General features: G+C 71.4%; 25 protein-coding genes. 7 read left to right on the forward strand and 18 right to left on the reverse strand.

All coding sequences use genetic code 11. From position 1 onward, the window contains the following. Positions 1 to 92: 92 nt before the first annotated feature. The 3 genes from SJY14_RS12405 to SJY14_RS12415 form a co-directional block, all read right to left on the reverse strand. Positions 93 to 1385: an LCP family protein gene (locus SJY14_RS12405; protein WP_255364137.1), complete on the reverse strand. Its 1293-nt coding sequence runs from the start codon at positions 1383 to 1385 to the stop codon at positions 93 to 95. A gap of 47 nt (positions 1386 to 1432) precedes the next feature. Then, positions 1433 to 1900: a 5-(carboxyamino)imidazole ribonucleotide mutase gene (gene purE, locus SJY14_RS12410; RefSeq protein WP_071254804.1), complete on the reverse strand. Its 468-nt coding sequence runs from the start codon at positions 1898 to 1900 to the stop codon at positions 1433 to 1435. 86 nt (positions 1901 to 1986) lie between these two features. Then, positions 1987 to 3123 carry a 5-(carboxyamino)imidazole ribonucleotide synthase gene (locus SJY14_RS12415; RefSeq protein WP_071254386.1) on the reverse strand — a complete coding sequence of 379 codons (1137 nt, stop codon included), beginning with the start codon at positions 3121 to 3123 and terminating at the stop codon, positions 1987 to 1989. A gap of 123 nt (positions 3124 to 3246) precedes the next feature. Between SJY14_RS12415 and SJY14_RS12420 the strand changes: the two genes are divergently transcribed. Beyond that, entirely contained in the window at positions 3247 to 3738 is a 492-nt protein-coding gene (locus tag SJY14_RS12420; RefSeq protein WP_071254388.1) for a GtrA family protein, read from the forward strand. On the opposite strand, the gene SJY14_RS12425 is transcribed toward SJY14_RS12420, so the two are convergent. The 3 genes from SJY14_RS12425 to SJY14_RS12435 are packed head-to-tail and all read right to left on the reverse strand — an operon-like array spanning position 3735 to position 6401. Next, on the reverse strand, positions 3735 to 5039 hold the full coding sequence (locus tag SJY14_RS12425) for a UDP-glucose/GDP-mannose dehydrogenase family protein (RefSeq protein ID WP_071254390.1): 1305 nt from the start codon (positions 5037 to 5039) through the stop codon (positions 3735 to 3737). The two genes, SJY14_RS12420 and SJY14_RS12425, sit on opposite strands and share 4 nt — an antisense overlap. Positions 5040 to 5068: 29 nt before the next feature. Continuing rightward, positions 5069 to 5617, reverse strand: a complete 549-nt coding sequence (locus tag SJY14_RS12430; RefSeq protein ID WP_235451060.1) for a PH domain-containing protein — start codon at positions 5615 to 5617, stop codon at positions 5069 to 5071. 4 nt (positions 5618 to 5621) lie between these two features. Then, a complete protein-coding gene (locus tag SJY14_RS12435; RefSeq protein ID WP_071254392.1) occupies positions 5622 to 6401 on the reverse strand; it encodes a biotin--[acetyl-CoA-carboxylase] ligase in 780 nt (259 codons plus the stop codon). Positions 6402 to 6508: 107 nt separating this feature from the next. Between SJY14_RS12435 and SJY14_RS12440 the strand changes: the two genes are divergently transcribed. Then, on the forward strand, positions 6509 to 8122 hold the full coding sequence (locus SJY14_RS12440) for an acyl-CoA carboxylase subunit beta (protein ID WP_071254394.1): 1614 nt from the start codon (positions 6509 to 6511) through the stop codon (positions 8120 to 8122). Next, positions 8119 to 8400 (forward strand): acyl-CoA carboxylase epsilon subunit, encoded by a 282-nt coding sequence (locus tag SJY14_RS12445; protein WP_177174757.1) that lies wholly within the window; start codon positions 8119 to 8121, stop codon positions 8398 to 8400. Before SJY14_RS12440 ends, SJY14_RS12445 begins: the two co-directional genes overlap by 4 nt. A gap of 277 nt (positions 8401 to 8677) precedes the next feature. Here the strand turns inward: SJY14_RS12445 and SJY14_RS12450 are convergent, their stop codons facing one another. From SJY14_RS12450 to SJY14_RS12465, 4 genes are all read right to left on the reverse strand, one after another. After that, positions 8678 to 9724: a hypothetical protein gene (locus SJY14_RS12450; RefSeq protein ID WP_071254396.1), complete on the reverse strand. Its 1047-nt coding sequence runs from the start codon at positions 9722 to 9724 to the stop codon at positions 8678 to 8680. Next, on the reverse strand, positions 9721 to 11028 hold the full coding sequence (locus SJY14_RS12455; protein WP_071254398.1) for a sensor histidine kinase: 1308 nt from the start codon (positions 11026 to 11028) through the stop codon (positions 9721 to 9723). The genes SJY14_RS12450 and SJY14_RS12455 overlap by 4 nt, the downstream gene beginning before the upstream one ends. Then, entirely contained in the window at positions 11018 to 11728 is a 711-nt protein-coding gene (locus SJY14_RS12460; RefSeq protein ID WP_369825282.1) for a response regulator, read from the reverse strand. Before SJY14_RS12460 ends, SJY14_RS12455 begins: the two co-directional genes overlap by 11 nt. Before the next feature lie 71 nt (positions 11729 to 11799). Beyond that, positions 11800 to 13041, reverse strand: a complete 1242-nt coding sequence (locus SJY14_RS12465) for a class I SAM-dependent RNA methyltransferase (RefSeq protein ID WP_071254402.1) — start codon at positions 13039 to 13041, stop codon at positions 11800 to 11802. A gap of 26 nt (positions 13042 to 13067) precedes the next feature. Here SJY14_RS12465 and SJY14_RS12470 point away from each other — a divergent pair, with 26 nt between their 5' ends. From SJY14_RS12470 to SJY14_RS12485, 4 genes are all read left to right on the forward strand, one after another. Then, positions 13068 to 13757, forward strand: coding sequence for a nucleoside triphosphate pyrophosphatase (locus SJY14_RS12470; RefSeq protein WP_071254404.1), 690 nt, complete (start codon positions 13068 to 13070; stop codon positions 13755 to 13757). A 79-nt stretch (positions 13758 to 13836) separates the two neighbouring features. After that, positions 13837 to 15594: an acetyl/propionyl/methylcrotonyl-CoA carboxylase subunit alpha gene (locus SJY14_RS12475; protein WP_396599043.1), complete on the forward strand. Its 1758-nt coding sequence runs from the start codon at positions 13837 to 13839 to the stop codon at positions 15592 to 15594. A gap of 60 nt (positions 15595 to 15654) precedes the next feature. Further along, positions 15655 to 16488 carry a purine-nucleoside phosphorylase gene (locus SJY14_RS12480; RefSeq protein ID WP_071254407.1) on the forward strand — a complete coding sequence of 278 codons (834 nt, stop codon included), beginning with the start codon at positions 15655 to 15657 and terminating at the stop codon, positions 16486 to 16488. After that, positions 16485 to 18200: a phospho-sugar mutase gene (locus tag SJY14_RS12485; protein ID WP_369825276.1), complete on the forward strand. Its 1716-nt coding sequence runs from the start codon at positions 16485 to 16487 to the stop codon at positions 18198 to 18200. Before SJY14_RS12480 ends, SJY14_RS12485 begins: the two co-directional genes overlap by 4 nt. A gap of 114 nt (positions 18201 to 18314) precedes the next feature. On the opposite strand, the gene SJY14_RS12490 is transcribed toward SJY14_RS12485, so the two are convergent. The 8 genes from SJY14_RS12490 to SJY14_RS12525 form a co-directional block, all read right to left on the reverse strand. Continuing rightward, positions 18315 to 18587: a PTS sugar transporter subunit IIB gene (locus SJY14_RS12490; protein ID WP_043594402.1), complete on the reverse strand. Its 273-nt coding sequence runs from the start codon at positions 18585 to 18587 to the stop codon at positions 18315 to 18317. 29 nt (positions 18588 to 18616) lie between these two features. Beyond that, a complete protein-coding gene (locus tag SJY14_RS12495; protein WP_071254408.1) occupies positions 18617 to 19063 on the reverse strand; it encodes a PTS sugar transporter subunit IIA in 447 nt (148 codons plus the stop codon). A gap of 2 nt (positions 19064 to 19065) precedes the next feature. Further along, complete coding sequence (locus tag SJY14_RS12500; protein WP_071254409.1) at positions 19066 to 20187, reverse strand: adenosine deaminase; 1122 nt, start codon at positions 20185 to 20187, stop codon at positions 19066 to 19068. A 136-nt stretch (positions 20188 to 20323) separates the two neighbouring features. Beyond that, the gene (locus tag SJY14_RS12505; RefSeq protein ID WP_071254410.1) at positions 20324 to 21619 is read right to left on the reverse strand and encodes a thymidine phosphorylase; all 1296 of its coding nucleotides are present in this window, start codon (positions 21617 to 21619) and stop codon (positions 20324 to 20326) included. Between the two features lie 87 nt (positions 21620 to 21706). Further along, positions 21707 to 22144: a cytidine deaminase gene (locus SJY14_RS12510; protein WP_071254412.1), complete on the reverse strand. Its 438-nt coding sequence runs from the start codon at positions 22142 to 22144 to the stop codon at positions 21707 to 21709. Beyond that, complete coding sequence (locus SJY14_RS12515) at positions 22141 to 23430, reverse strand: ABC transporter permease (protein WP_071254414.1); 1290 nt, start codon at positions 23428 to 23430, stop codon at positions 22141 to 22143. Before SJY14_RS12515 ends, SJY14_RS12510 begins: the two co-directional genes overlap by 4 nt. Next, the gene (locus SJY14_RS12520; protein WP_071254416.1) at positions 23427 to 24701 is read right to left on the reverse strand and encodes an ABC transporter permease; all 1275 of its coding nucleotides are present in this window, start codon (positions 24699 to 24701) and stop codon (positions 23427 to 23429) included. Before SJY14_RS12520 ends, SJY14_RS12515 begins: the two co-directional genes overlap by 4 nt. Continuing rightward, positions 24698 to 26218 (reverse strand): ABC transporter ATP-binding protein, encoded by a 1521-nt coding sequence (locus SJY14_RS12525; protein ID WP_071254418.1) that lies wholly within the window; start codon positions 26216 to 26218, stop codon positions 24698 to 24700. Before SJY14_RS12525 ends, SJY14_RS12520 begins: the two co-directional genes overlap by 4 nt. Positions 26219 to 26295: the final 77 nt, after the last annotated feature.

Below are 26295 nucleotides of genomic sequence, written 5' to 3' on the forward strand. Positions count from 1 at the left end.
CGTGAGCGCCCTACGGTGCCGCGCCGCGCCTCCTCGTCCCGCCGGGTTGCGTCGTCAGACGGCAGCCCTCGAGGGACGCTCCAGGTCGGACGTCAGGGTGTGGGGGCCGAGGTCGTGGCCTGGGCCACCGCGGCCCGCATCGCGTCGTAGTCGGGGTAGACGTTGTCGTAGGTCGGCGGCACGAGCTCGAGGCTGGTGATCTGCTGCGACTTGGCCTTTACGGCCAGGTCGACGAAGGCGGCCAGGGCCCCTTGCGGGATGTCGGTGTCGACGGTCTGCACCCCTGCCGACGCGACGGCCTGGAACTTCGACAGCACCGTCGCCGGCTGGAACTGGGAGAGCAGAGCCTGCTGGACCTCTCGTTGACGAGCCATGCGGTCGTAGTCGCTGGTGCCGTGCCGGGCCCTCGCGTACCAGAGCGCGTGATAGCCGTCGAGCTTCTGGTCTCCGGGCTCGATCCAACCGTCGACGTTGATCGGCTGGCCGTTGCGATCGACACCCCCGTTGATCGGGATGCGCTGCTGCACGTCCACCTGGATGCCACCCAGGGCGTCGATGAGGTCGACGAAGCCCTGCATGTCGATCAGGGCGTAGTACTGCACGGTCAGGCCCGTGATGCCCTCGACCGCATCACGCATCGCCTCGACACCGGGGTTGCTGCCCTTCGACTCGGCGTCGGGGTAGAGGTCGGGGTGCTCCTCCCCGTAGGTGTAGAGGAAGCTCACGAGGCAGTCGTCGCCGCAGTCGTAGCCGTCGGGGTAGTCGCCGTACAGCGGCGACCCCGCGACGAAGGGTGCGTCGTACAGGTTGCGGGGAATGCCCACGATGGTGGTCGCGCCGGTCTCGGCGTCGATGCTGGCGACCGAGATGCTGTCGGGGCGCAGACCGGTGCGGTCGGCCCCGGCGTCGCCGCCGAGCAACATGATGTTGTAGCGCCCGTCGACGGGAGGCGCGGCGTCGGCCCTCGAGGTGAAGAGACTGTTGAGCAGACCGTGCTGCACCCCGGCGAGGTAGGCCCCGTAGGCGGCGGGTCCGACGGTCACCACCATCAACAGCACCATGGCTCCGGCGATGAGGCCGCGGGCCGAGGGGGCCGTCCGGACGATGCGGGCCAACCGGAGCGTGTCGACGGTCAGCACCACCCACAGCACCGCGTAGTACGCGAGGAAGACCTGGACGACGGTCAGGGCGACGACGTTGGTCGCGATCTCGATCAGGGGCGAGCGGAAGGCGAACGCCAGGACGACGACGACGACCGCGACCGCCCAGAAGACGAGGGTGGAGGCGAGCCCCCACCGGCCGAGGCGGCGACTACCCGCGAGCACCTGCGCCGACCCGGGCACGACCACGTTCAGCAGGACGAGCACCCACGCCCGCTTCGTCATGAACGGCTCGGAGGTGACGTCAGGATGACGGACGGGCAGAGAAGCGCTCACAGCGATCGACGCAGGTCGGCGTTCTTCTGCTCGACCAGCTCGGCGAGGGACTCGGCGTGGCGGGCCAGCCGCTCGGCGACCACCGGGTCGTGCGAGCCGATGATGCGGGCCGCGAGCAGACCGGCGTTCACCGCGCCGCCGATCGAGACCGTCGCCACGGGGATGCCGGCCGGCATCTGCACGATCGAGAGCAGCGAGTCCAGGCCGTCGAGCTTGGCCAGGGCCACGGGCACACCCACCACGGGAAGGGTCGTGACCGACGCGATCATGCCGGGCAGGTGCGCGGCTCCCCCGGCCCCGGCGATGATGACGGACAGTCCACGACCGGCGGCATCGCGACCGAAGGCGATCATCTTGTCGGGCGTGCGGTGGGCCGAGACGACGTCGACCTCGTGCGGGATGCCCAGCTCGGACAGGACGGTCGAGGCCCCCTGCATGGTGGGCCAGTCGCTGTCGGAGCCCATGACGATGGCGACCTTCGCGGGTACGGCGGGGTCGTTCGGGCGCACGTCGGTGCTCTTCGGGTCGGACACGGACTAGAGGATAGCCGTCAGTCGGTGAAGAACTCGACAGCGGCGCGCGCCCGGAAGACGGCCTCGTCGAGGTCGTCGCCGACCACGGTGACGTGCCCGACCTTGCGACCCGGCCGGGGATCTTTGCCGTAGTCGTGCACCTTGACCGCCGGCTGGTCGGCCATGAGGGCGGGCAGACGGTCGGCCATCGACCCGGTCGCGGGCCCGCCCAGCACGTTCAGCATGACGCTCCACGGCCGGTGGGGGGCCGTGTCGCCGAGGGGCAGGTCGAGCACGGCCCGGAGATGCTGTTCGAACTGGCTCGTGGTCGACCCGTCGATCGTCCAGTGCCCGGTGTTGTGCGGCCGCATGGCGAGCTCGTTGATCAACAGGCGGTCGTCGGTCGTCTCGAAGAGCTCGACGGCCAGGACCCCGGTGACGTCGAGCCGTTCGGCGACCGTCCGCGCGATCTCGTCCGCCACGTCGGCCAGGCGACCGGCGCTCGAGGGCGCCGGGGCGAAGACCTCGGAGCACACCCCGTCGCGTTGGATGGTCTCGACGAGGGGCCAGGGGACGATGTCGCCGCTCGGCCGTCGGGCCACGAGCTGCGACAGTTCGCGCCGGAACGAGACGAGCTCTTCGACCAGGAGCGCGCCTCCGTTGCCGTCCTCGGCCAATGCGCCGAACCAGTCGTCGGCGTCGTGGGCCGCCGAGACCACGCGAACGCCCTTGCCGTCGTAGCCACCCCGCGCGGTCTTGACGACCGCCCGGCCACCGTGGTCGGCGAGGAACGCCTCGAGCTCGGTGGCGTCTCGGACGGACGCCCAGTCGGGAACGGGCAGTCCGAGCTCGGAGAGCCGCTGACGCATCACGATCTTGTCCTGCGCGACGGCCAGCGCGGACGGCCCGGGGTGCACGCGCACGCCCGCGTCGACGAGAGCGGCGAGGACGTGCTGGGGAACGTGCTCGTGGTCGAAGGTGATCACGTCGACCGTGCGGGCGAAGTCGAGGACGACGTCGACGTCGTGGTAGTCGCCCACCCGGGTCGCGGCCAGCCGGGCCGAACTGCCCTCGGCCTCGGCGAGGACGCTGATCTCGATGCCGAGGTGGACGGAGGGCGGGATCATCATGCGGGCCAGCTGCCCTCCGCCGACGACTCCGACGCGGTAGGTCATTTCGACTCCTGACTGCGCGACCGCCCCACGGATGCGAGGATGGCGGGCACGCGAACGATCGCGGTCGACCCGAAACCGTCCGGCCGGGCCCGATCCATCTTGGCCGATCCCCGAAGGAGATGCATGCTGCGCCTCGCCAGACAGCTCGTTCGGTACGGGCTCATCGGTCTGTGCGGACTAGTCGTCGACCTCGGCGTCTTCAACGCCCTGCGCCTGACGGTCCTCGACCCTGAGGTAACGGCGGGCGGGCCCGTCCTCGCGAAGGTCGCGTCGAGCATCGTCTCAATCGTGGTCGTCTGGTTGGGCAATCGGTTCTGGACCTTCGGCGACACTCGCCGTGACGGTGCCGCGCGCGAGGCCGTCGAGTTCTTCGCGGTGGCGCTCGGCGGCATGGTGATCGGGCTGGCCTGCCTGTGGGTGTCTCACTACGTGCTCGGGCACCGCTCCGCCCTGGCCGACAACGTGGCGTCCAACGTCGTGGGGCTCGCCCTCGGCACGGTGTTCCGGTTCACTCTCTACCGGCTGTGGGTGTTCCACCCGTCTCGCACGCGGCCGACGCTGGAGGCTGACACCTCGCAGGGCCACGAGACGCGTCTCGAGACCGCGACCCGCTAGGGCCGGCCGAGCGCCCGGTACTCGAAGCCCGCGTCGCGCCATTCCGCGGGGTCGAAGACGTTGCGGGCGTCGACGATGCGACGACTCGAGACCAGCGCGGCGACCTCGGCCGGCCGGAGCGCCTTGAACTGCTTCCATTCGGTGAGGACCAACACGAGCTCGGCGCCGCGGAGCGCGCTCGGGACGTCGTCGACGTAGCCGAGGTCGGGGGCCAGCCGGGCGGCCGTCTCGTTGGCCTCGGGGTCGTGGACGACCACGTCGGCGCCCGCGGCGTGGAGTCGGCGGGCGACGTCGAGTGCCGGCGAGTCGCGGACGTCGTCGCTGTCGGGCTTGAACGCCACACCCAGCACGGCGATGCGCGCCCCCCGCACCTCGTCGAGCATCTCGCCCGCGAGGTCGACGACGCGGTCGCGGCGACGGAGGTTGACGGCGTCGACGTCGGCGAGGAAGTCGAGGGATTCGAGGCCCAGCTCGCGCGAACGGGCCCGGAAGGCCCGGATGTCCTTCGGCAGGCATCCGCCGCCGAAGCCCAGGCCTGCGTTGAGGAACCGCCGGCCGATGCGGGCGTCGTGCCCGATGGCGTCGGCGAGCTGCGTCACGTCGGCGCCGGTGGCCTCGGCGATCTCGGCCATCGCGTTGATGAACGAGATCTTGGTCGCGAGGAACGCGTTGGCCGAGACCTTCACGAGCTCGGCCGTCGCGTACCCGGTCACGAGGCGGGGCGTGCCTGTGGCGAGTGCCGTCGCGTAGACCTCGTCGAGCACGGCCGTCGCACGCTCACCGGCGTCGCCGGAGGGCACGCCGTAGACGAAGCGGTCGGGAGCGACGGTGTCGGCCACGGCGAAACCCTCGCGGAGGAACTCGGGGTTCCAGGCCAGATCGGCCCCCGAGGAGGCGCGGACCAGGTCGGCGAGGCGGCTCGCGGTGCCGACGGGAACGGTGGACTTGCCCACGACGAGGTCGCCGTCGGCGAGGTGGGGCAGCAGCCCCTGGACGGCGGCGTCGACGTACGTCAGGTCGGCCGCGTCGCTGCCCGCCGTCTGGGGGGTGCCGACGGCGACGAAGTGGACCTGCGAACCCGCGGCGTCGGCGGGGTCGGTCGAGAACCGCAGTCGACCCGAGTCGAGGGCGCGGCGGAGGGCCTCGGGCAGGCCGGGCTCGAAGAAGGGCGCGTGGCCCGACGAGAGCATGTCGATCTTGCGGGGGTCGACGTCGATGCCGACGACCTCGTGCCCGAGGTCGGCCATGCACGCGGCGTGCACGGCTCCGAGGTACCCACAACCGATGACGGAGATTCGCATGCACACACCCTATGGCGTGCCCGCGGCGGTCAGACGACCGGCCCGTGACCCCAGGCCGTCGTCTCGTCGTTCCCGACGGACTGCTCGTGCTGGCGACGCTGGGCGACGCTGTTGAGGTTCGACTCCATGAGGTCGTGCAGGGTCGACTGGACGAGATCAGCCGACGGGACGTCCCAGAGGACGAGCGGACGGTCGAGGCCCGTGTTGATCAGGACGTCTCCGCTGCGGAACGCGCTCTGCACCGAGTTCTTGCGCACCGTGAGGTCGTACCCGCGGCTGTGCAGCAGCTCTTGGCGAGTGCGCACGAAGAGCCCTTTGCGCACGACGAGGCGTCGCGAGGTGATGACGTAGCGCTTGCCGAGCCAGATCAGCACGGGGACCAGCCAGAGCAGCACGATCAGGGCGAGGGCCGCACCCAGCACGACGTAGTTCTGCCACTCGACGTCGAAGCGACCGCCGAAGTAGCCGGTCGCGGCGCAGATGCCGACGAGCGCGAGCGAGGGCCAGAACAGCACCCGGGCATGGGGACGCAGCCGCGCGACGACGTACTCGGTCGGCTGCGGTCCGTCGGTGCTCACAGGCTCATTCATACCGCAGATGCGTGACGTCACCCGAAGCGACGGCCGTCAGTTCGCCGGTCGAGGCGGAACGGACGACCAGCCGACCCGCCTCGTCGACGTCCACCGCCTCGCCGACCAGGGCCGCGCCGCCGGGTAGTTCGACGCGGACTCCGCGTCCCAGGGTCGCGCAGTCCTCGCGGACCAGCGCCAGGGCGCCACTCGCGATCGCGTCGCCGCGGGCTGCGGCGAGGTCGCCGACGAGCCGTGCCAGGCCCGAGACCCACGACGACGTCACGGCGTCCGCGAGCTCGAGGGCCGCGCCCCGCGCACCGTGCAGACCGAGCGACGTCGAGGTCGGGGTGGGCAGGTCGTCGGCGGGCACCGTGAGGTTGACCCCGGCACCCACGACCACGGCGCTCGCGTCGGGTCGCAGCTCGGCGAGCAGGCCGCAGACCTTGTCACCGTCGACCTGCACGTCGTTGGGCCACTTCAGCGTGACGTCGCCGCTCTCGACCACGCCCCGCACGGAGGCGCGCATCGCCACCCCGGCGAGGAGCGGCACCCAGCCGAGCGAGTCGACCGGCAGGTCGCCCCGGTGCAGCAGGACGCTCACCGCGAGGGAACGACCGGGCGTGGTGTGCCACCGTCGGTCGAGCCTGCCCCGCCCCGCGGACTGGTCGAGGGTCAGCCAGGTCGACAGGTGCGGCTCGTCGACGGCTGCCAGCAGGTCGGCGTTGGTCGACCCGGTGGACTCGAGGACCACGAGACGGGGACTGACTGACGCGCTGAGGGGGAAGGCCATCGTCCCAGCCTACGGAACCGCAGTTGACGACTCCTACGACGTCCGGGGGCGTCCACGCGTGGAAACCTCCAACGGATGGCCACGGGTCGGTCAGTAGAGTGAGGCGCGTGACTCCTGACTCCGCGCCCCACACCGACGCCGCGCCCGACCTGCACACCACCGCGGGCAAGCTCGCCGATCTCAAGGCCCGCTATCACGAGGCCGTGACGGCCAGCGGCGAGGCCGCGATCGCCAAGCAGCACGCCAAGGGCAAGAAGACGGCCCGAGAGCGGATCGACGAGCTGCTCGACCCGGGCTCGTTCGTCGAGCTCGACGAGTTCGTCCGGCACCGCACGCACGCCTTCGGCATGGAGGCCAAGCGACCCTACGGCGACGCGGTCGTCACGGGCACGGGCACGATCCACGGCCGCCAGGTCGCGGTCTACTCGCAGGACTTCACCATCTTCGGCGGCTCGCTCGGCGAGGTCGCGGGCGAGAAGATCATCAAGGTCATGCAGTTGGCCCTCAAGACCGGGGTGCCCATCATCGGCATCCTCGACTCGGGCGGGGCGCGAATCCAGGAAGGCGTCGTCGCCCTCGGCAAGTACGGCGAGATCTTTCGGCTGAACACGGCCGCCTCGGGCGTCATCCCCCAGATCTCGCTGATCATGGGCCCCGCGGCCGGAGGCGCGGTGTACTCCCCCGCGCTGACCGACTTCGTGATCATGGTCGACAAGACGAGCCACATGTTCGTCACCGGGCCGGACGTCATCAAGACCGTGACGGGCGAGGACGTCGGCTTCGAAGAACTCGGCGGCGCCCTGACCCACAACAAGGTCTCGGGCGTCTCGCACTACCTCGCGAGCGACGAGGACGACGCCCTCGACTACGCCCGGGCCCTGCTGTCGTACCTGCCCGACAACAACCTGGCCGACCCGCACGTCTTCGACGTGCCGGTCGAACTCGAGACCACCGACCACGACCGCCAGCTGAACACCCTGATCCCGGACAGCCCCAACCAGCCCTACGACGTGATGACGGTGATCGAGCACGTCGTCGACGACGGGGAGTTCCTCGAGGTCCAGCCGCTCTTCGCGCCCAACATCGTCGTCGGCTTCGGCCGGGTCGAGGGCCGCCCGGTGGGCGTCATCGCCAACCAGCCGTCCGCCATGGCCGGCACGCTCAACATCGAGGCCGGTGAGAAGGCCAGCCGCTTCGTGCGCTTCTGCGACGCCTTCAACATCCCGATCCTCACCCTCGTCGACGTACCCGGCTACCTGCCCGGCACCGACCAGGAGTGGACGGGTGTGATCCGCCGCGGCGCCAAGCTGCTCTACGCCTACGCCGAGGCCACGGTCCCGCTCGTGACGGTGATCACCCGCAAGGCCTACGGCGGCGCCTACATCGTCATGGGGTCGAAGCAGCTGGGCGCCGACATCAACCTCGCCTGGCCGACGGCCGAGATCGCCGTGATGGGCGGGCAGGGTGCCGTCAACATCCTCTACCGCAACGAGATCAAGGCGGCGGCCGAAGCCGGCGAGGACGTCGCAGCCGTGCGCACACGGCTCGCGAACGAGTACACCTACAACGTCGCGAGCCCCTTCCTCGCCGCCGAGCGGGGTGAACTCGACGGCGTCGTCGAACCGGCGGCGACCCGGGTCGCCGTGATCAAGGCGCTGCGAGCCCTCAAGACCAAACGGGCGACCCTGCCGCCGAAGAAGCACGGGAACATCCCCCTGTGAGCGGGCGCCACGCAGCCGATTCCCCCGACGCGACGGAACGCCCCACCGACGCGGACGAGCAGCCGTCGGCGCCCCTGCTCAGGGTCGTCGCCGGAGACCCGACGCCCGACGAACTGGCGGCGGTGACGGCGTTGCTAGCCGCCGTCGAGGCCGGCCGGGCCGAGGCGGCGGCGACGACGCCCTCCCGACCCACGACGTCGGCCTGGACGCGGTCGGCCCGGGCACCCCGTCCCGCCATCGCGGCCGGCGAGGGCCGTTGGCGAGGTTTCGCGGGCTGACTCCCCCGGGACGGCGGTGGACGCGGCCGTCCTCGCCCGCCTGTCCCCCTAAATGACGACTGCACAGGCGGCCTCGAGCGACCATGCTTGCACGTGCTGGGTGTCTCGTGGAGTCACACCACCGAACAGAGGCCGACCAGGGTGAACGGGTCGCTGCCGGGGGTAGTCAGGGCGGCATTCGGGTTGCCGCCCTGGCTCAGGTTCTCGGAAGGGCCGGACGATCGTCCGGCCCTTCCTCATGTCGTGGGTGCCCGTCGCGCCGGGGGCCGTCGGATGATCAGGGGGCCGAGCGAGGGATCTGCAACCAGAGCTGGACTTCGTCGCCGTCGTCGTCCTCGTCCGCGTCGGCCGAGACCCCCCGGCCGAGCGCGCTCGAGGACAGGTCTGCCGAGCCGAGCCCGACGACCGTGACCGCGTCGTCTCCCCCGCCCTGGACGGTCCGGACGATGATGCGATCGGCGAGCGAATCGCGCAGGGCCCCGGCGAGCACGGCATGGACCCGTCGCAGATCCGTCGGTCCGAGGTCGTCGATGCCTCCCTCGTCGAGGAGACTGACGACGGCCCCGCGACGGCGCGCCGCCATGACCTCGTGACGGACGTCGTCGTCGAGGAGGCGCCGCCCCCGGATCTCGTCCCGGATCGCTCCCTCGAGGTTGAGGCACTCCTGTCGCTCGGCCGCGGTGAGGTCGCCGTGTCGGCGGACGATGGTCTGGAGCATCGGCCGTGCCGTCCGACCCGTCTGCAGCAACCGGTACTGACGCTCGTTCACGTGGGCTTCCTGTGCGGCCTGCCAGTCCGCCGCTTCGTGCTCGGCGAGGATGAACTCGCGCGTTTCGCGCCCCGCGCGCGTGAGCGTGCTCGACATCGCATGGCTGAAGGCGACCCAGACCACGCTGCCGACGATGCCGAGGTCGGCGATCTGTTCGACGCCGGCCCACAGCACGCCGTGTACCGCCATGAAGCCGACCCCGAGCCAGGCGAAGCCCTGTCGACGCCTCGTGGACACGATCACCATGAGCGTGCCCACGGCGGCGACGTACCAGGTGGCGTAGCCGTTCTTCACCGAGCTGTCGAGCTCGGAGGTCACGACGAGCGGCAGGACGATGCTCACGGCCAGGCAGAACGAGGCCATCCACACGGGCATGATGACGTGCTTGCTGGGCCACAGCACGGCCACGGTGGCGGCGCCGTACAACGCCATGCACGCGACGACGGGCAGCGGATCGGTGAACCGGTCCAGCGACGCCACGGCCAGGACCAGGTGGTATGCCGAGAAGACCGCTGCCAGCGACACGATCAGCCACCGCGGCACGGAGACCCTCACGCGGCGCCCCCCGAGGTGCCCGTCTCGTCGGCGGGGTCGGGCGAAGGGTCGGGCGTCCGGCCTCCGTCGAGGAGCGCGTCGACCGGCCACCGCAGGCGAACGAGGGTTCCGCGCCCCGGTGCCGAGTCGATGGTCGCGAGCCCGCCGGCGTTGTTGAGTCTCTCGTGGATCGACACGCGGACCCCGAGACGCTCCGTCGGCACCGTCGTCGGTTCGAAGCCCTTGCCCGTGTCGCCGACCTCGACGGTCGTCAGGCCCGCCGGATCACGGGTGACGTGCACCCAGCGCTCCACGCCGGGCCCGTCGCCGGCGTGCTGCGAACTGTTGACGAGGGCCTGCACGGCGGCCGAGTAGAGCGCCTCGGCGGCGGTGGACGGGATGCCGTCGCCCTCGATCGGGCCCCGACGCAGCTCGACCGGGACCCCCAGGTCGGCCACGGCGGCCTCGATGCGGCCCACCATGCCGGCGATCGTGGTGTCGGACTCGTCGAACGGCGTGGTGCTCGCCGCGGCCGAGAGGTGGGACATGGCGTTCCGGGCCATGTTGGTCGACAGCTCGCGCTCGTCGGGCGACCACGCCCTGGCCGCCTGGATGAAGGTCGTCAGGACGCTGTCGTGGACGATGGCGTCGACCTGCACCCGCTCGAGCTCGGTGGCGTGCTCGCGGATCGCCTCGGAGTACCGCGCGACGGCGGTCGCCTGGGCCTGGTCGACGTTGGCCGCCGCCTGGCGCAGGATCACCACGAGGATCAGCACCGCGCCGCCGAGCAGGATGGCGTAGACGGAGTCGAGGGTCGCCCGCTGCGGGGAGACCGCCCCGCCCGACGGCGTCAGGCGGATGAAGCCGTAGACGGCCGGGGCGACGAAGAGGTAGCCGGTGGCGATCCAGGTCGAGAACGCCGAGGCGGCCGAGGCCGTCGCGACGGTGCACAGGTACCAGAGCCACGGCACGCTCGACTGGACCGCGCTGGGATCGTCGACGGCGAGGGGCCAGGTGACCAGGGCGATCAGGTAGGCGATGGCGACGAAGGCCTCGACCGTCGTGACGCCGCGCTGTACGAGGCTCGCCACGACCAACGCGAAGAACCCGCCGAACATCGCCAGGCCGATGACCCAGGCCCAGGCGAGTTGCATGCTGTCGACCTGACCGATCATGCCGGGCAGGGCTTGCAGGCCGAACACGAGTCCGGCCGCGGCGATGATCCGCCCCAGCACCTTGTCGAGCAGGGCGCGGCTGATCGGGTTGCGCGGGGGCCGGAGCGCTCCGAGCGGGATCGGGGCGCTCAGCCGACCCTCACCGGCCATCGCCGCCGTCTGCGTCGAGCCCCGGCAGGATGCCGTCCTCGACGGCGCGGCGGAGCAGGTCGACCTTGGTGGGTGCCGGTCGGCCGACCTCGACGTACTTGACGCGGATGCGGTCGAGGTACTCGCGGGCCGTCGAGTAGCCGATGCCGAGCTGCTGGGCGGCGAGCTTCAGCGGCAGGCCCGAGGCGTAGAGGTGCAGGATCTCGCGCTCGCGACGACCGAGCTGGGCCTTGGCGAAGTCGCGGTCGGCGTCGATCGCGCTCGCCCATTCGAGGTTGTTCAGCACGTCGCCCCGGGCGACCGTCGCGACGGCGGCCATGACGGTCTTCGTGGCGGAGGACTTCGGGATGACCCCGGCCGCCCCCGCGGCGAGCGCCTCGCGTACCGAGGCGACCCGGTCGGCGATGCTGTGCACGAGGACGGCGGACCCCGTGGCCTGAACGCGCTTGACGTTCTCGGTGACGGTCGAGCCGTCGCCGAGCGACAGGTCGAGGACGACGACGTCGACCTCGCGACCGGCGAGGTTCTCGACGAACTCCTGGACGCCGGCCGCGGTGAGGATCACCTCGAAGCCCTCGTTCTGGCAGGCGGCCTGGATGCCGAGCCGCACCGACTCGTGGTCGTCGACGACGGCGACCCGCACGGGTGCGGTCTCGCGGGTGGCGGTGGGGGTCTCGGTCGTGAGGTCTGACACGGTGATCCTTCTGTCGGCGTGTGCCCTGGTCCCTGAACCCCGGGCGTGCACGGGGTACATCGTAACGGGATCGCGGCTCAGGCAGGCAGCAGGCGCACCACCGTCTCGACGTGGTGCGTGTTCGGGAAGAGGTCGTAGGCCTGCAGGGCGTCGAGTGCGTAGCCGCGCTCGGCGAAGAGGGCGACGTCGCGGGCGAGGGCGACCGGGTCGCACGCGACGTAGACGACCTGGGCGGGGCGCAGGGCCGCGATCTCGGACACCACGTCGCGTCCCGCGCCCGAGCGGGGCGGGTCGAGCACGACCGTCGCGGCGGCGAGGCGCTGGCGCTCGGCGTCGCTCGCCTGTGACGCCGTCTGGCGCAACCAGCGCTCCACGCGTCCGGTCACGGCCGACGCGCCGATCCACTCGGCCAGGTTCTCGGAGGCGTGCTCGGTCGCCCGCTCGTCGCTCTCGACGCTCGTGATGCGCGTCCCCGCGCCGAACCGGTCGCCCACGGCGGCGGCGAGCAGTCCGACCCCGCCGTACAGGTCGAGGTTGGCGCCCTTCGGATCGAAGCGCTCGGGGTCGATCATGGTCTGCACCGCGGCGGTGAGCGTGGCGGCGGCCTCGCGGTGGACCTGCCAGAACCCGCCGTCGTCGAGGCGGAACTCGCGGTCACCGACGACCTCGGTGATGGTGGAGCGAGCCTGACGTCCGATGATCAGACGCGCGCCGCCCACGCTCGGGGCGACGACGTCGACGTGTTCCTCGCCGGGGAAGGCGTCGCCCAGCGGCGCCACCTCGGCGGCCTCCGGGGACGCGAGCGGCAGGTCGGGCACGTGCACGACCCGGTGCGAGCGCGCGGCGTACTGACCGGGACGCCCCTCGGCGTCGAGGTGGAGGCGGAGGCGCGTGCGCCACCCGGTGCCGTCACGCTCGTCGTCGCCCGGGAGGGCCTCGACCGTGACCCGGCCGTCGGCGTCGGCGACCCCGCCCATCCGGGTGAGCGCGTCGACCACCACGCGCCGCTTCAGCTCGCGCTGGTGGGCGAGCTGGATGTGCCCGAACTCGGCACCGCCGGCCCGGTCCGCCGGATCGACCTCGAGGGCCGCCGCGCCCCACACGTGTGGTCGGCGGTGTTCGCTCGCCTCGAGGACGCTCATCGTGTCGGCTCGCCAGAAGGCTTTCTTGCGGTCGTCGGCGATGCGCGCCACGACCTTCTCGCCGGGCAGGGTGTCGGTCACGAAGACCACCCGCCCGTCGAGTCGGGCCACCGAGATGCCCCCGTGTGCGATGCCCGTCACGTCCAGTTCGACCTCGCGGCCCAGCATGTCTCCCATGCGACGAGTCTGACAGGCTGGGCGGCATGACCGTCCCGCTCTACCTGGCCAGCACCTCCCCCGCCCGTCTCGCGCTGCTGCGCGCCGCCGGCATCGAGCCGGTGCTGATCAGCCCCGGCGTCGACGAGGAGGCCGCGGTCGCGATCGAGTCGGCACGCCTCGGCCGAGACCTCACGGCGGCCGAGACGGTGCAGCACCTCGCCCGGCTCAAGGCCGAGGCCGTTCTCCACACCGTGATCGACGGCCGCCCCCTCGACGGGCTGGTGCTCGGGGGCGACAGCGCCTTCGAGTTCGACGGCGAGGTGCACGGCAAACCGCACGAGCCCGCGCTGGCGCTCGACCGGTGGCGCCGGATGGCCGAGATCGGCCACGGCACCCTCTGGTCGGGCCACTGGCTGGTCGACCACCGCGGCGGCGCTCCGCGAGTCGGCGCCGACACCCCGTCAGGAGGCGCGGGCCGGGTCGCGAGCGCGTCCCTCACCTTCGCCGACGACCTCGACCCGCACGAGCTCTCGGCCTACGTCGAGACGGGCGAGCCGCTCGAGGTCGCGGGTGCCTTCACGATCGACGGTCGGGCGTCCGCGTTCATCACCCACATCGAGGGCACCCCGAGCGCCGTCGTGGGTCTCTCGGTGCCCGTGCTGCGGTCGCTCGTCCGGGGCTTCGGCGTGCCGTGGCACCAGCTGTGGACCTCGCCGACCGCCGGGTCCTTGTAGGTTCTGCCTCGCGCCTCCTGGTCCTTTTTGTGCACGTCAGCCAAAGGCAGGCGCGGACCGCGCAATAGGGTGGGGAACTATGCCGCGTATCAGCAAGGTCCTCATCGCCAACCGTGGAGAGATCGCCGTCCGCGTGATCCGGGCCGCGCGTGACGCCGGAATCGGCTCGGTGGCGGTCTACGCCGACCAGGACCGCGACGCCCAGCACGCCCGCCTCGCCGACGAGGCCTACGCCCTGGGCGGCACCACGAGCGCCGAGACCTACCTCGTCATCGACAAGATCCTCTCGGTCGCCCGCCGCTCGGGTGCCGACGCCGTGCACCCCGGCTACGGCTTCCTCGCCGAGAACGCCGACTTCGCCCGAGCCGTGCAGGCCGCGGGCCTGATCTGGATCGGCCCGTCGCCCGAGGCCATCGAGCAGCTCGGCGACAAGGTCTCGGCTCGGCACATCGCCGAGCGCGTCGGGGCGCCGCTCGCCCCCGGCACCCTGAACCCCGTCTCGGGTGCCGACGAGGTCCTCGAGTTCGTCGACCAGCACGGCCTGCCCGTCGCCATCAAGGCGGCCTTCGGTGGCGGTGGACGCGGCCTCAAGGTGGCCCGCACCCGCGACGAGGTCCCCGAGCTGTTCGACTCGGCCACCCGCGAGGCCGTCGCCGCCTTCGGCCGCGGCGAGTGCTTCGTCGAGAAGTACCTCGACCAGCCGCGCCACGTCGAGACCCAGTGCCTGTCCGACGCGCACGGCAACGTCGTCGTCGTGTCGACCCGCGACTGCTCGTTGCAGCGCCGCCACCAGAAGCTCGTCGAAGAAGCCCCCGCGCCGTTCCTCACCGGCGAGCAGACCACGAAGCTGTACGAGTCCTCGAAGGCGATCCTGCGCGAGGTCGGCTACGTCGGCGCCGGCACCTGCGAGTTCCTGATCGGCAAGGACGGCACCGTCTCGTTCCTCGAGGTCAACACGCGCCTGCAGGTCGAGCACCCCGTGTCCGAAGAGGTCACCGGCATCGACCTCGTCCGCGAGCAGTTCCGCCTCGCCGAGGGCGGCGTGCTCGACTACGACGACCCCGAGGCCCGCGGCCACTCGTTCGAGTTCCGGATCAACGGCGAGGACGCCGGCCGCGGGTTCATGCCCGCCCCCGGCCCGATCCACGTCTTCAAGGCGCCGGGAGGCCCCGGCGTCCGCGTCGACAGCGGCGTCCAGGCGGGCGACGAGATCAGCGGCTCGTTCGACTCGCTCCTCGCCAAGCTGATCGTCACCGGCTCGTCGCGCGAGGACGCCCTCGAGCGCTCCCGTCGCGCCCTCGCCGAGTTCGAGGTCGCCGGCCTGCCGACGGTGCTGCCGTTCCACCGCGCGATCGTCGACGACCCCGCGTTCGCGCCCGCCGACGGCGCACCGTTCTCGATCTACACCCGCTGGATCGAGACCGAGTTCGACAACACCATCCCCGCGTGGAGCGGCGAGGCCGAGGCTCCGCGCCCGGCCGACGCACGCGACACCGTCGTGGTCGAGGTGGGCGGGAAGCGACTCGAGGTCTCGCTGCCGGCCGGTCTCGGGTCGCGCACCGCGCCTCCTGCGGTCGCCCCCAAGCGCCGGGGTGCTCCCCGGTCGTCGGTCGTGACCGCGACCGGTGCCGAGGTCAAGGCACCGATGCAGGCCACCGTCGTCAAGCTCGCCGTCGAAGCCGGTCAGCAGGTCGTCAAGGGCGACCTGGTGCTCGTGCTCGAGGCCATGAAGATGGAACAGCCCGTCGCCGCCCACCGTGACGGCACCGTCTCGGGCATCGCGGCCGTCGTCGGCGAGACCGTCTCGTCGGGCCACGTCCTGCTCAGCATCGACTGACCCCGCGCCGAGCCCGGCGGCGACCGGGGAGGCGGGTCGGCAGACCCTAGAGTGGACGCCATGTCTGAGACCACCACGCACCCGCTCGACGACCGCGCCGCCGACCCCTTCGAGGTCGCCCGCACCGCCGCCGCCGAGATCGCCGAGAAGACCGGCGTCGCCCGACACGACATCGCCCTGACGCTGGGCAGCGGTTGGGCCAAGGCCGCCGACCTGATCGGCGAGACCGTGGCCGAGGTCCCGGCGACCGAGATCACCGGGTTCGCCGCGTCGGCCGTCGTCGGCCACACGAGCTCGATCCGCAGCATCGCTTTGCCCTCGGGCAAGCACGCCCTCGTCATGGGTGCCCGCACGCACTACTACGAGGGCCACGGCGTGCGCCGGGTCGTGCACGGCGTGCGCACGGCCGCCGCCACGGGCGCGACGACGATGATCCTGACCAACGGTGCCGGCGGCATCAAAGAGACCTGGAAGCCCGGCACCCCCGTGCTGATCAGCGACCACATCAACCTCACGGCGGACTCGCCCCTCGAGGGCGCGACGTTCGTCGACCTGACCGACCTGTACTCGTCGCGACTGCGCGACGTCGCGCGCGGAATCGACCCCGACCTCGACGAGGGCGTCTACACGCAGTTCCGCGGCCCTCACTACGAGACGCCGGCCGAGGTGCAGATGGCCAAGGCGATCGGCGGCCACATCGTCGGCATGTCGACGGCCCTCGAGGCCATCGCCGCCCGCCAGTCCGGCATGGAGGTGCTCGGCATGTCGCTGATCACGAACCTCGCCGCGGGCATCCAGAAGACCCCGCTCAGCCACGCCGAGGTGCTCGAGGCCGGGCGCGACGCCGAGGCCAAGATCAGCGACCTGCTCGCCCGCATCGTGGCGGCCCTGTGAGCGGCGACGTGACGGGGCCCGGCGGCGACGGTCCCCTGGTCTCGCCCGACCTCGACGGTCTGATCGCGACGGCGACGGACTGGCGCGACCAGGACCCCGACGCCGAGACGCGAGACGAGCTCGACCGTCTGATCGCCCGTGCCGCGTCCGACGACTCGGACGCCGCCGTCGACCTCGCCGACCGCTTCGCCGGTCGCCTGCAGTTCGGCACCGCCGGTCTGCGCGGTGCCCTGGGCTCGGGGTCGAACCGCATGAACCGCGTCCTCGTGGCGCAGGCCGCGGCCGGCTTCGCGGCGTTCCTGCTCGGTCGCGAGTCGAGCCCCTCGATCGTCATCGGCTACGACGGGCGAAAGAACTCCGACGTCTTCGCGCGCGACACCGCCGAGATCATGGCGGCGGCCGGCGTGTCCGCGACGATCCTGCCGCGCGCCCTGCCGACCCCCGTGCTGGCCTTCGCCGTGCGCCACCTCGACGTCAGTGCGGGCGTCATGGTCACCGCCAGCCACAACCCTGCGCAGGACAACGGCTACAAGGTCTACCTCGGCGGCGTCGACGCCGGATCGCAGATCGTCTCGCCGGTCGACGGCGAGATCGCGGTCGAGATCGAGAAGGCGGCGCAGTCCCCCGTCACCCGGCTGGCCCGTTCGGACGACTACCGTGAGGCCGGCGACGACCTCGTCATGGAGTACGTGCGTCGCACCGCCGCCGTGGCCGGCACGGCAGCGACCGGTCGTCAGCCGCGCGTCGTCTACACCGCGATGCACGGCGTCGGGTGGGAGGTCGCGCGTCGCGTGTTCGCGACCGCCGGTTTCGCCGAGCCGATCCCGGTCAGCGAGCAGAGCGCTCCCGACCCGGCGTTCCCGACCGTGGCCTTCCCCAACCCCGAAGAGCCCGGCGCCATGGATCTCTCGTTCGCCACGGCCGACCGTGTCGAGGCCGACCTGGTCATCGCCAACGACCCCGACGCCGACCGGCTCGCGGTCGCGATCCCCGTCGACGGCGGCTGGCGTCGACTCAGCGGCAACGAGGTCGGCTCGCTGCTCGGTTGGCGCGCCGCCGAGCGCGCGCGTCGGGACGACCGCGACGGCACCCTGGCCGCGAGCATCGTCTCCTCCCCCGCCCTGCGCGAGATCGCCCGGGTGCACGGGCTCGACTACGTCGACACCCTCACCGGCTTCAAGTGGGTCTCCCGCGTCGGAGGTCTGCTCTACGGCTACGAAGAGGCACTCGGCTACCTCGTCGACCCCGACGTCGTCCGCGACAAGGACGGCATCTCGGCCGCGGTCGACCTGCTCGCCCTCGCCACCGAGCTGCACACCGCCGGGTCGAGCCTGGCCGAGCACCTCGTCGCCTTCGACGAGCGGTTCGGCGCCTACGCCTCGTCGCAGATCTCGATCAGGGTCGACGACCTCGCCACCATCACGGCGCTCACCGACGGTCTCCGTCAGCGGCCCCCGGCGACCATCGGCTCGCACCGCGTCGACCGCGTCGAGGACTTCCGCGACGGATTCGGGGCCTTCCCCGCAGGCGACATCCTGCGCTACTGGCTGACCGACGGCTCGCGCGTCATCGTCCGCCCGAGCGGCACCGAGCCCAAGCTCAAGGTCTACATCGACGCGTCGAGCACCGAGGGCGATGCCGTCGCCCGCCGAGCAGCGGCCGAGGCGGCCGTGGCCGACCTCGACGCGGGCATGCGGGCCCTGCTGGCCTGACGGTCGGGGCGGCGACCGCCCTGACGACGAAAGAGACCCCGGAGGCGCGACCTGCGCCTCCGGGGTCTCTCACGTCCGCGCTGTGGCGGCTCGCCCCGGTGCCGCACGCCGCGCTCAGCCGAGCGACTTCTGCAGCTTCTCGGTCAGCTCGGCCTGGTCGAAGTGGTTCTGGATCACGATGACGTCGGCGAACGTGGAGCCGATGGCCTCGACGAACTCGGCCGACGTGAGGATCACCTGCGCGTCGTCGCCGACCGAGGCGATCGAGCCGATGTCGGCCGCGACGACGTCGGCCTCGATGTCGAGCTTGGCCAGGACACGCTCGGCGTTGACCTTGAGGATTCCGCTGCTGCCGATGCCGGCGCCGCAGATGGTGACGATCTTCATGGGGCTGTCTCGATCCGTCGTGGGGTGGGTCAGGCGGGGACGCCCATCAACCGACGCACCTCGTCGACCGAAGTGGCGGCCGCGAGGGCGGGGATGACGGAGGCCTCGTTGAAGACGTTCGCGAGGTCGGCGATCGATTCGAGGTGGCCCCCGACCGTGACGATCGCGAGGCCGAGGACCACGCTGACCGGGTCGTTGTGCGGGTGCCCGAACGGGACCGGCTCGGCCAGGGTCACGACCGCCAGACCGTCGCGGACCACGTCGTCGCCCGGACGGGCATGGGCCAACACGAGGCCGGGCGCGATGACCACGTAGGGGCCGTGCTCGTCGATCATGCGGACCATCTCGTCGCCGTAGCCCTCGAGCGCGGCACCGGAGTCGACCAGCGCGTGCCCCGCGACACGGACGGCCTCACGCCAGTCGGCGACCCGGGCACCGATGACGACCGCCTCGTCGGGCAGCGGAGGGAGCGCCATGCTCAGACCCCCTCGAAGCCGGCGGTGATGCGGTCGGCCAGCGCCTCGCGGTCCTCGAGCGGCAGGAAGCATGACGCCGCGGCGTTGAGCTGAAACGTCTCGTGGTCGTCGAGGTCGTAGTCGAAGGCCTGGCTGAGGAGGGCGAGCTCTTTGCAGAGGCTCGTGTCGCTCATCAGGCGGTTGTCGGTGTTGACCGTCACGCTGTAGCCGAGCTGGTAGAGCAGGTCGAAGGGGTGGTCGTCGAGGTCCGTGCCCCAGGCCGCGATGGCACCGGTCTGCAGGTTGGACTGCGGTGACAGCTCGAGCGGGATCTCGCGGTCGCGCACCCACGAGGCGATCGGCCCGATCTCGACCGTGGAGGTCGAGCCCTTGCTCGCGACGACGCGGATGTCTTCGGCGATGCGCACGCCGTGGCCGAGGCGGAGGGCCCGCCCGTCGATCAAGGCGCCGCGGATGCTGTCGAGACCGTCGGCCTCGCCCGCGTGCACCGTGACGGGCATGAACTCTCGGGCCAGGAGGTCGAAGGCGACCTTGTGGTCGGCGGCCGGGTACCCGGCCTCGGGGCCGGCGATGTCGAAGGCGAGCACGCCGTTCTCGCGATGGCGGACCGCGAGCTGGGCGATCTCGAGCGACCGCTCGCCCTGGCGCAGCGCACTGAGGATTTGCCCGACCGAGATCTCGTACCCGTCGGCGGCCAACGACCGTACGGCCGATGCGAAGCCCGTCTGCACGGCCTCGACCGCCTGGTCGAGGGTGAGCCCCTGCCGCTGGTGCTGCTCGGGGGCCCAGCGCACCTCGGCGTGGACGACGCCGTCGGCGGCAAGGTCGAGGACGAACTCGTGGGCGACACGGGTCAGCTGCTCGGTGGTCTGCATGACCGCGACCGTGAGCTCGAAGGTCGCGAGGTAGTCGACCAGGGTGCCGGAGTCGGCGTTCTCGACGAACCAGCGGCGCAGCGCCTCGGGGTCGGACGCGGGGAGGTCGATGCCGGCCTCGACCGCCAGGTCGACGACGGTCTCGGGCCGGAGGCCCCCGTCGAGGTGGTCGTGCAGCGACACCTTCGGCAGGGCCGCGAGCCGCGGGCCCCCGTTCGGCAGCCGGTAGTCCTTGTCGGGAGCGCTCATGCCCTCAATCTACTAGCGGTCCGGCCGACGACTCTGGACGCGCGCCACGAGAGAGGTGCGCGCGCCACGAGAAGCGGCACCGCGCCTCCTGGACGGAGGCGCGGTGCCGGCGGGACGCGCGTCGGACGTGGCCGGGTCAGCCGATCCGCTCGGCGACGATGGTGCGCGCCGCCGGAGCCTCGTCGCCGATCGTCCACGCCCCGTCGACGGCGTCGAGGGCACGCTCGAAGCGCCCGGGCTCGTCCGTGTGCAGCGTGAACAGGGGCTGCCCCTCGGTGACCCGGTCGCCCGGCTTCGCGTGCAGCTCGATGCCCGCGGCCGCCTGCACCGGGTCCTGCTTGCGGGCACGACCGGCGCCGAGACGCCAGGCACCGATGCCGAACGGCAACGCGTGCTGCTCGGTCAGGTAGCCGGTGCGCTCGGCGGTGACGACGTGCGTCTCGCGGGCGGTCGGCAGGGCTGCCTCGGGGTCGCCGCCCTGGGCGCGGATCATGCGCTTCCAGGCGTCCATGGCGCGGCCGTCGTCGAGGGCGGCCTCGACGTCGGCGTCGGGTCGACCCGCCAGGGTCAGCATCTCGCGGGCGAGGGCGACGGTGAGCTCGCGGATGTCGGCCGGGCCGCCTCCGGCGAGGGTCTCGACCGACTCGCGCACCTCGAGGGCGTTGCCGATGGTCAGGCCGAGCGGCACGTTCATGTCGGTGAGCAGGGCGGTCGTCGCGACGCCGGCGTCGGTGCCGAGGTCGACCATGGTGCGGGCCAGTTCGCGCGACCGCTCGATGTCCTGGATGAACGCGCCCGATCCGAACTTGACGTCGAGGACGAGCGCCGCGGTGCCCTCGGCGATCTTCTTGCTCATGATCGACGACGCGATCAGCGGGATGGCCTCGACGGTGCCCGTGATGTCACGGAGCGCGTAGAGCTTGCCGTCGGCGGGGGCGAGGCCCGATCCGGCGGCGCAGACCACGGCCCCGCTGTCGGCCATGATCTCGCGCATGCGGTCGTTCGAGATCGAGGCCTGCCAGCCCGGGATGGACTCCAGTTTGTCGAGGGTGCCCCCGGTGTGTCCGAGGCCCCGGCCCGAGAGCTGGGGGACGGCGACGCCGAACGAGGCGACCAACGGGGCCAGCGGAAGGGTGATCTTGTCGCCGACGCCACCGGTCGAGTGCTTGTCGACGGTCGTCTTGCCGAGCCCGGTGAAGTCCATCGTCTCGCCGGACCGGATCATGGCCATGGTCATGTCGCGGATCTCGCGACGCTCCATGCCGTTGAGGAAGATCGCCATGGTGAGCGCCGACATCTGCTCGTCCGCCACGTAGCCGCGCGTGTACGCGTCGATCAGCCAGTCGATCTGCTCGGTGCTGAGGGCGTCGCCACCCCGCTTGACGCGGATGAGGTCGACGGTGTCGAACGGTTCGACGGCGTTCTGGGTCACGGTGGGGCTCCTAGCGATGGTGCGGTGGGTCGTGCGGCCGTCGGCGCGACGCGGACGCCGCGACGGGGACGGACGAGGAGGCGCGGGTCAGCTCTGCGAGGCGCGGTACTGCTCGAGTTGGCGCGGCCCGAACGCGTCGGGGATCACCTCGTCGATGGTCTTGAAGCCCGAGACGGTGTCGAGCACCATGGCCTCGTCCGAGTGTTCGTAGAGCAGCTGACGGCAGCGACCGCAGGGCATGAGGACCCCGCCGTTGCCGTCGACGCAGGCGAAGGCGACCAGGCGGCCGCCACCCGACATGACGAGGTCGGACACGAGCGAACACTCGGCGCAGAGGGTGATGCCGTACGAGGCGTTCTCGACGTTGCAGCCCGAGACGATGCGGCCGTCGTCCGTGACGGCCGCGGCCCCCACGGGGAACTTCGAGTACGGGACGTACGCCTTGCGCATCGCGTCGCGGGCGGCCTCGCGGAGGGCGTCCCAGTCGGTCTCGGCGACGACCGACTCGCTGCTGCGGGCCGTCACGACTTGATGTAGGGCTTGCCCGAGGCCGCAGGGCCCCGGGACTGCCCGACCAGGCCGGCGACCGCGAAGATCGTCACGACGTACGGCAGCATCAGCATGAACTCGCTGGGCACCGGCGAACCGATGGCCCCGAGCACGTTCTGCAGGTTGCTCGCGAAGCCGAACAGCAGCGCGGCGAGCGTGGCCCGGATCGGGTCCCACCGGCCGAAGATGACCGCCGCGAGGGCGATGAAGCCCGCGCCCGCCGTCATCTCTTTCTGGAAGTTGCCGAGCGAGCCGAGCGTGAAGTAGGCCCCGCCGAGGCCCGCGATGGCCCCCGCGAGGGAGACGTTCCAGAAGCGGGTGGCGTTGACCTTGATGCCCACGGTGTCGGCGGCCTGCGGGTGCTCGCCCACCGAACGGAGGCGCAGCCCCCACCGGGTGCGGAACAGACCGTAGAAAACGACCGCGATCGCGATGTACATCAGGTAGACGATGATCGTCTGGCGGAAGAAGACAGGGCCCACGATCGGGATCTGGCTGAGCACCGGGATGTCGAGCTGCGGGAAGCGCACCCCGCGGTTCAGCGACTCGGACTTCGACAGCACCTGGGAGTACAGGAAGCTGGTGAGGCCGGTGACGAGCACGTTGAGCACGACGCCGACGATGACCTGGTCGACGATGTAGCGGATGCTGAAGACGGCGAGCACCATCGACACCAGCACGCCCGCGATCATCGCCCCGACCAGGCCGACGTAGGCCGAACCGGTCGCCGAGGCGACCATCGCCGAGACGAAGGCCCCGGCGAGCAGCTGCCCCTCGATCGCGACGTTGACGACGCCGACCCGCTCGCTGATGACGCCACCGAGGGCACCGAAGATGAGCGGGGTGCTGAGCGCGAGGGCACCGAGCAGCAGACCGGGCACCGGGATGGTCTGGCCGGCGCTCGCCCAGGTCAGGAAGCCGAGCAGGAACAGGACGCCGAACACGGCGATCAGCCAGATCGGCACCTTCTCGAAGCGGACGGCTCGCAGCACCGCGACGAGGGTGATGACCGCCAGGAGCACCGTGAGCACGATGCCCGTGCCTGACGCCGGCAGGACCGCATCGGGGAGGGCGAAGAAGTCCGTCGCGGTCGACAGGCGGAAGGTGCTCTCGCCGTCACGGGCCAGGCCGAGGAACAGCACGGCGGCCACGACGGTGAAGATCACGAACGCGATCGGGGCCTTGAGGCTGCGGGTCGAGGCCCGGGCCAGGTCGGGCGACGGCGCGGCGGGGACCGCGGTGTCGGGGGTGAGCGTGCTCACTTGGTGACCACCGCCTCCTTGTTCGAGGCCTTGCGCACCGGGCGGAGGCCCGGGGCCGGCAGACGGAAGATCGCTCGGACCAGCGGGGGCGCGGCCACGAACAACACGATGAGGGACTGCACGACGAGCACGATGTCGATCGGCACGCCGTTGGCGGCCTGCATGGAGTACCCGCCGGCCTTGAGCGCCCCGAACAGGACGCCCGCACCGAAGACGCCCCACGGCCGCGAGCGACCGAGCAGCGCGACCGTGATCGCGTCGAAGCCGATGCCGGCGTCGATGCCCGAGGTGAAGCCGCTGGTCAGCGTGCCCAGCACCTGGGTCGAGCCGGCGACGCCCGCGAGCGCACCCGAGATGAGCATCGCGTAGAGGTAGATGTTCTTGACGTTCATGCCGGCCGTGCGCGCCGCGTGCGGGTTCTCGCCCACGGCACGGAACCGGAAGCCGAGCGTCGACCGGTTGATCAGCCACCAGACGACCGCGGTGATGACGATGACCAGGACGAAGCCCCAGTTGAGGTTGTACCGGGCGCCGAACAGGTCGGGCAGGATCGCCGTGTCGAGCGTGGCGGGCGACTTCGGGTTCGCGCTGCCCGGGGCCTGCAGCAGGCCCTGTGTGCGCAGCATGAAGGCCAGCAGGTAGAAGGCGATGTAGTTGAGCATGATCGTGAGGATCACCTCGTGGGCGCCGGTGCGGGCCTTGAGGAGACCCACGATGCCGCCCCAGAGCGCACCCGCCGCGATGCCGGCGGCGAGGGCGAGCGGAAGGTGCACGGCGAGCGGCAGGTGGAACGAGAAGCCCACCCACCCGGCGGCCGCCGAGGCCATCAGCATCTGCCCGCGGGCGCCGATGTTGAACAGGCCCACACGGAACGCCACCGCGACACCGAGGCCCGCGGCGATCAGCGGCACGGAGTAGTTCAGCGTCTCGGTCAGCGGACGGATGCCCGCCGCGAAGCCGTCGACCCGGAAGTTGTAGATCGCGCCCTGGAACAGCGACGAGTACGACCCGCCTACAGCAGCCCAGAACGCCTGGAAGAAGTCGGCCGGGCGCGAGAAGAAGTAGCCGAGGGTGCCCTGGACGGTGGTGTCGGTGAACCCGATCAGGAGGCCCGAGACGACGAGGGCCAGCACGACGGCGAGCACCGAGATGGCGGCGTTGCCGGTCGTGATCTCTCGCAGGAGGCGCGAGCCGCGTCCCTCGGTCGACTCCGGTGACGACGGCGCGGGTGGTGTGCCCGGGCCCTGCGTGGTGGTCGTGGCGTCGCTCACGCTGCCTGCTCCGTTCCCTGCGGCATCTCGCCGGCCATCATGAGCCCCAGCACGTCGCGAGGGGTGTCCGCCGGCACGATGCCGACGATGGTGCCGCGGTACATCACGGCGATGCGGTCGGCGAGGGCGGCGACCTCGTCGAGCTCGGTCGAGACGACGATCACGGGCACGCCCTGGTCACGGGTCTCGACGATGCGCTTGTGCACGAACTCGATCGAGCCGACGTCGATGCCACGGGTGGGCTGGGCGGCCACGAAGAGCCGCAGGTCGCGGCTGAGCTCGCGCGCCAGCACGACCTTCTGCTGGTTGCCGCCCGAGAGGCGGCCGGCGGGCGTGGTGATGCCCTGGGTGCGGATGTCGAACTCCTTCACCTTGGCCACGGCGAACGCCGCGAGTTCGGCGAGCTTGAGCGAGCCGCGCTTGACGAAGGGGCCGGACTGGGAGCGGTCGAGCATGAGGTTCTCGGCCACGGTGAACTCGCCGACGAGGCCGTCCTGGTTGCGGTCCTCGGGGACGAAGCCGACGCCGGCGTCGAGCACCTGGCGCACGCTGCGGCCCGTGATGTCGCGCCCGTCGAGCGAGACCCGGCCCTCGACCCGGGGCTGCAGGCCGAGGATCGCCTCGGTGAGCTCGGTCTGGCCGTTGCCCTGGACACCGGCGATGGCGAGGATCTCTCCTCGGCGGACCTCGAACGAGACGTCGTCCACCACGACCTGCCCGATCGGGTCGACGACTCGGAGGTTCTCGACCACCAGGGCGGGCTCACCGGCCTCGGCGGGGGCCTTCTGGACGGTGAGCTCGACGGCACGCCCGACCATGAGCGAGGCGAGCTCGGCGTTCGAGGCGGTCGGCTCGGCCTCGCCGACGACCTTGCCCAAGCGGATGACGGTGATGCGGGTGGCGACCTCGCGCACCTCGCGCAGCTTGTGGGTGATGAAGACGATGGCGGTGCCGGCGTCGCGCAGCTGACGCATGATGACCATGAGCTCGTCGGTCTCTTGCGGGGTCAGCACGGCGGTGGGCTCGTCGAACACGAGCACCTTCGCGTCGCGGGACAGGGCCTTGATGATCTCGACGCGCTGCTGCACGCCGACGGGCAGCTCTTCGACCAGGGCGTCGGGGTCGATGTCGAACCCGAACCGGCTGCTGATCTCACGCACCTTGGCGCGGGCCGCGGCGAGGTCGAGCCGGCCGCCGGACTTGGTCTCTTCGTGGCCGAGCATGACGTTCTCGGCCACGGTGAAGACGGGCACGAGCATGAAGTGTTGGTGCACCATGCCGATGCCGGCGCCCATGGCGTCGCCGGGGCCCGAGAAGTGCTGGACGGCGTCGTCGAGCAGGATCTCGCCCTCGTCGGCCTGGTAGAGGCCGTAGAGAACGTTCATCAGCGTGGACTTGCCGGCACCGTTCTCGCCGAGCAGGCAGTGGATCTCGCCGGGCTCGACGGTCAGGCTGATGTGGTCGTTGGCGGTCAGCGCGCCGAATCGCTTGGTGATGCCCCGCAGTTCGAGCTTCATCTCAGGTGGCTACCTCGGGTCTAGGCATTCGGGTGGGGTCGGACGGCACCGGTTCGGCGGCCCGCCCACGGGCGTTG

Origin of the sequence: Frigoribacterium sp. R86507 (genome assembly GCF_044597695.1) — a bacterium.
Lineage (GTDB): Bacteria > Actinomycetota > Actinomycetes > Actinomycetales > Microbacteriaceae > Frigoribacterium.

Coding starts and splice junctions, on each gene's coding strand:
- SJY14_RS12405 (WP_255364137.1), bottom strand. CDS start 1,385: ATGACGAAGCGGGCGTGGGTGCTCGTCCTGCTGAACGTGGTCGTGCCC.
- purE (WP_071254804.1), bottom strand. CDS start 1,900: ATGGGCTCCGACAGCGACTGGCCCACCATGCAGGGGGCCTCGACCGTC.
- SJY14_RS12415 (WP_071254386.1), bottom strand. CDS start 3,123: ATGACCTACCGCGTCGGAGTCGTCGGCGGAGGGCAGCTGGCCCGCATG.
- SJY14_RS12420 (WP_071254388.1), top strand. CDS start 3,247: ATGCTGCGCCTCGCCAGACAGCTCGTTCGGTACGGGCTCATCGGTCTG.
- SJY14_RS12425 (WP_071254390.1), bottom strand. CDS start 5,039: ATGCGAATCTCCGTCATCGGTTGTGGGTACCTCGGAGCCGTGCACGCC.
- SJY14_RS12435 (WP_071254392.1), bottom strand. CDS start 6,401: ATGGCCTTCCCCCTCAGCGCGTCAGTCAGTCCCCGTCTCGTGGTCCTC.
- SJY14_RS12455 (WP_071254398.1), bottom strand. CDS start 11,028: ATGGCCGGTGAGGGTCGGCTGAGCGCCCCGATCCCGCTCGGAGCGCTC.
- SJY14_RS12465 (WP_071254402.1), bottom strand. CDS start 13,041: ATGGGAGACATGCTGGGCCGCGAGGTCGAACTGGACGTGACGGGCATC.
- SJY14_RS12470 (WP_071254404.1), top strand. CDS start 13,068: ATGACCGTCCCGCTCTACCTGGCCAGCACCTCCCCCGCCCGTCTCGCG.
- SJY14_RS12475 (WP_396599043.1), top strand. CDS start 13,837: ATGCCGCGTATCAGCAAGGTCCTCATCGCCAACCGTGGAGAGATCGCC.
- SJY14_RS12480 (WP_071254407.1), top strand. CDS start 15,655: ATGTCTGAGACCACCACGCACCCGCTCGACGACCGCGCCGCCGACCCC.
- SJY14_RS12490 (WP_043594402.1), bottom strand. CDS start 18,587: ATGAAGATCGTCACCATCTGCGGCGCCGGCATCGGCAGCAGCGGAATC.
- SJY14_RS12495 (WP_071254408.1), bottom strand. CDS start 19,063: ATGGCGCTCCCTCCGCTGCCCGACGAGGCGGTCGTCATCGGTGCCCGG.
- SJY14_RS12500 (WP_071254409.1), bottom strand. CDS start 20,187: ATGAGCGCTCCCGACAAGGACTACCGGCTGCCGAACGGGGGCCCGCGG.
- SJY14_RS12525 (WP_071254418.1), bottom strand. CDS start 26,218: ATGAAGCTCGAACTGCGGGGCATCACCAAGCGATTCGGCGCGCTGACC.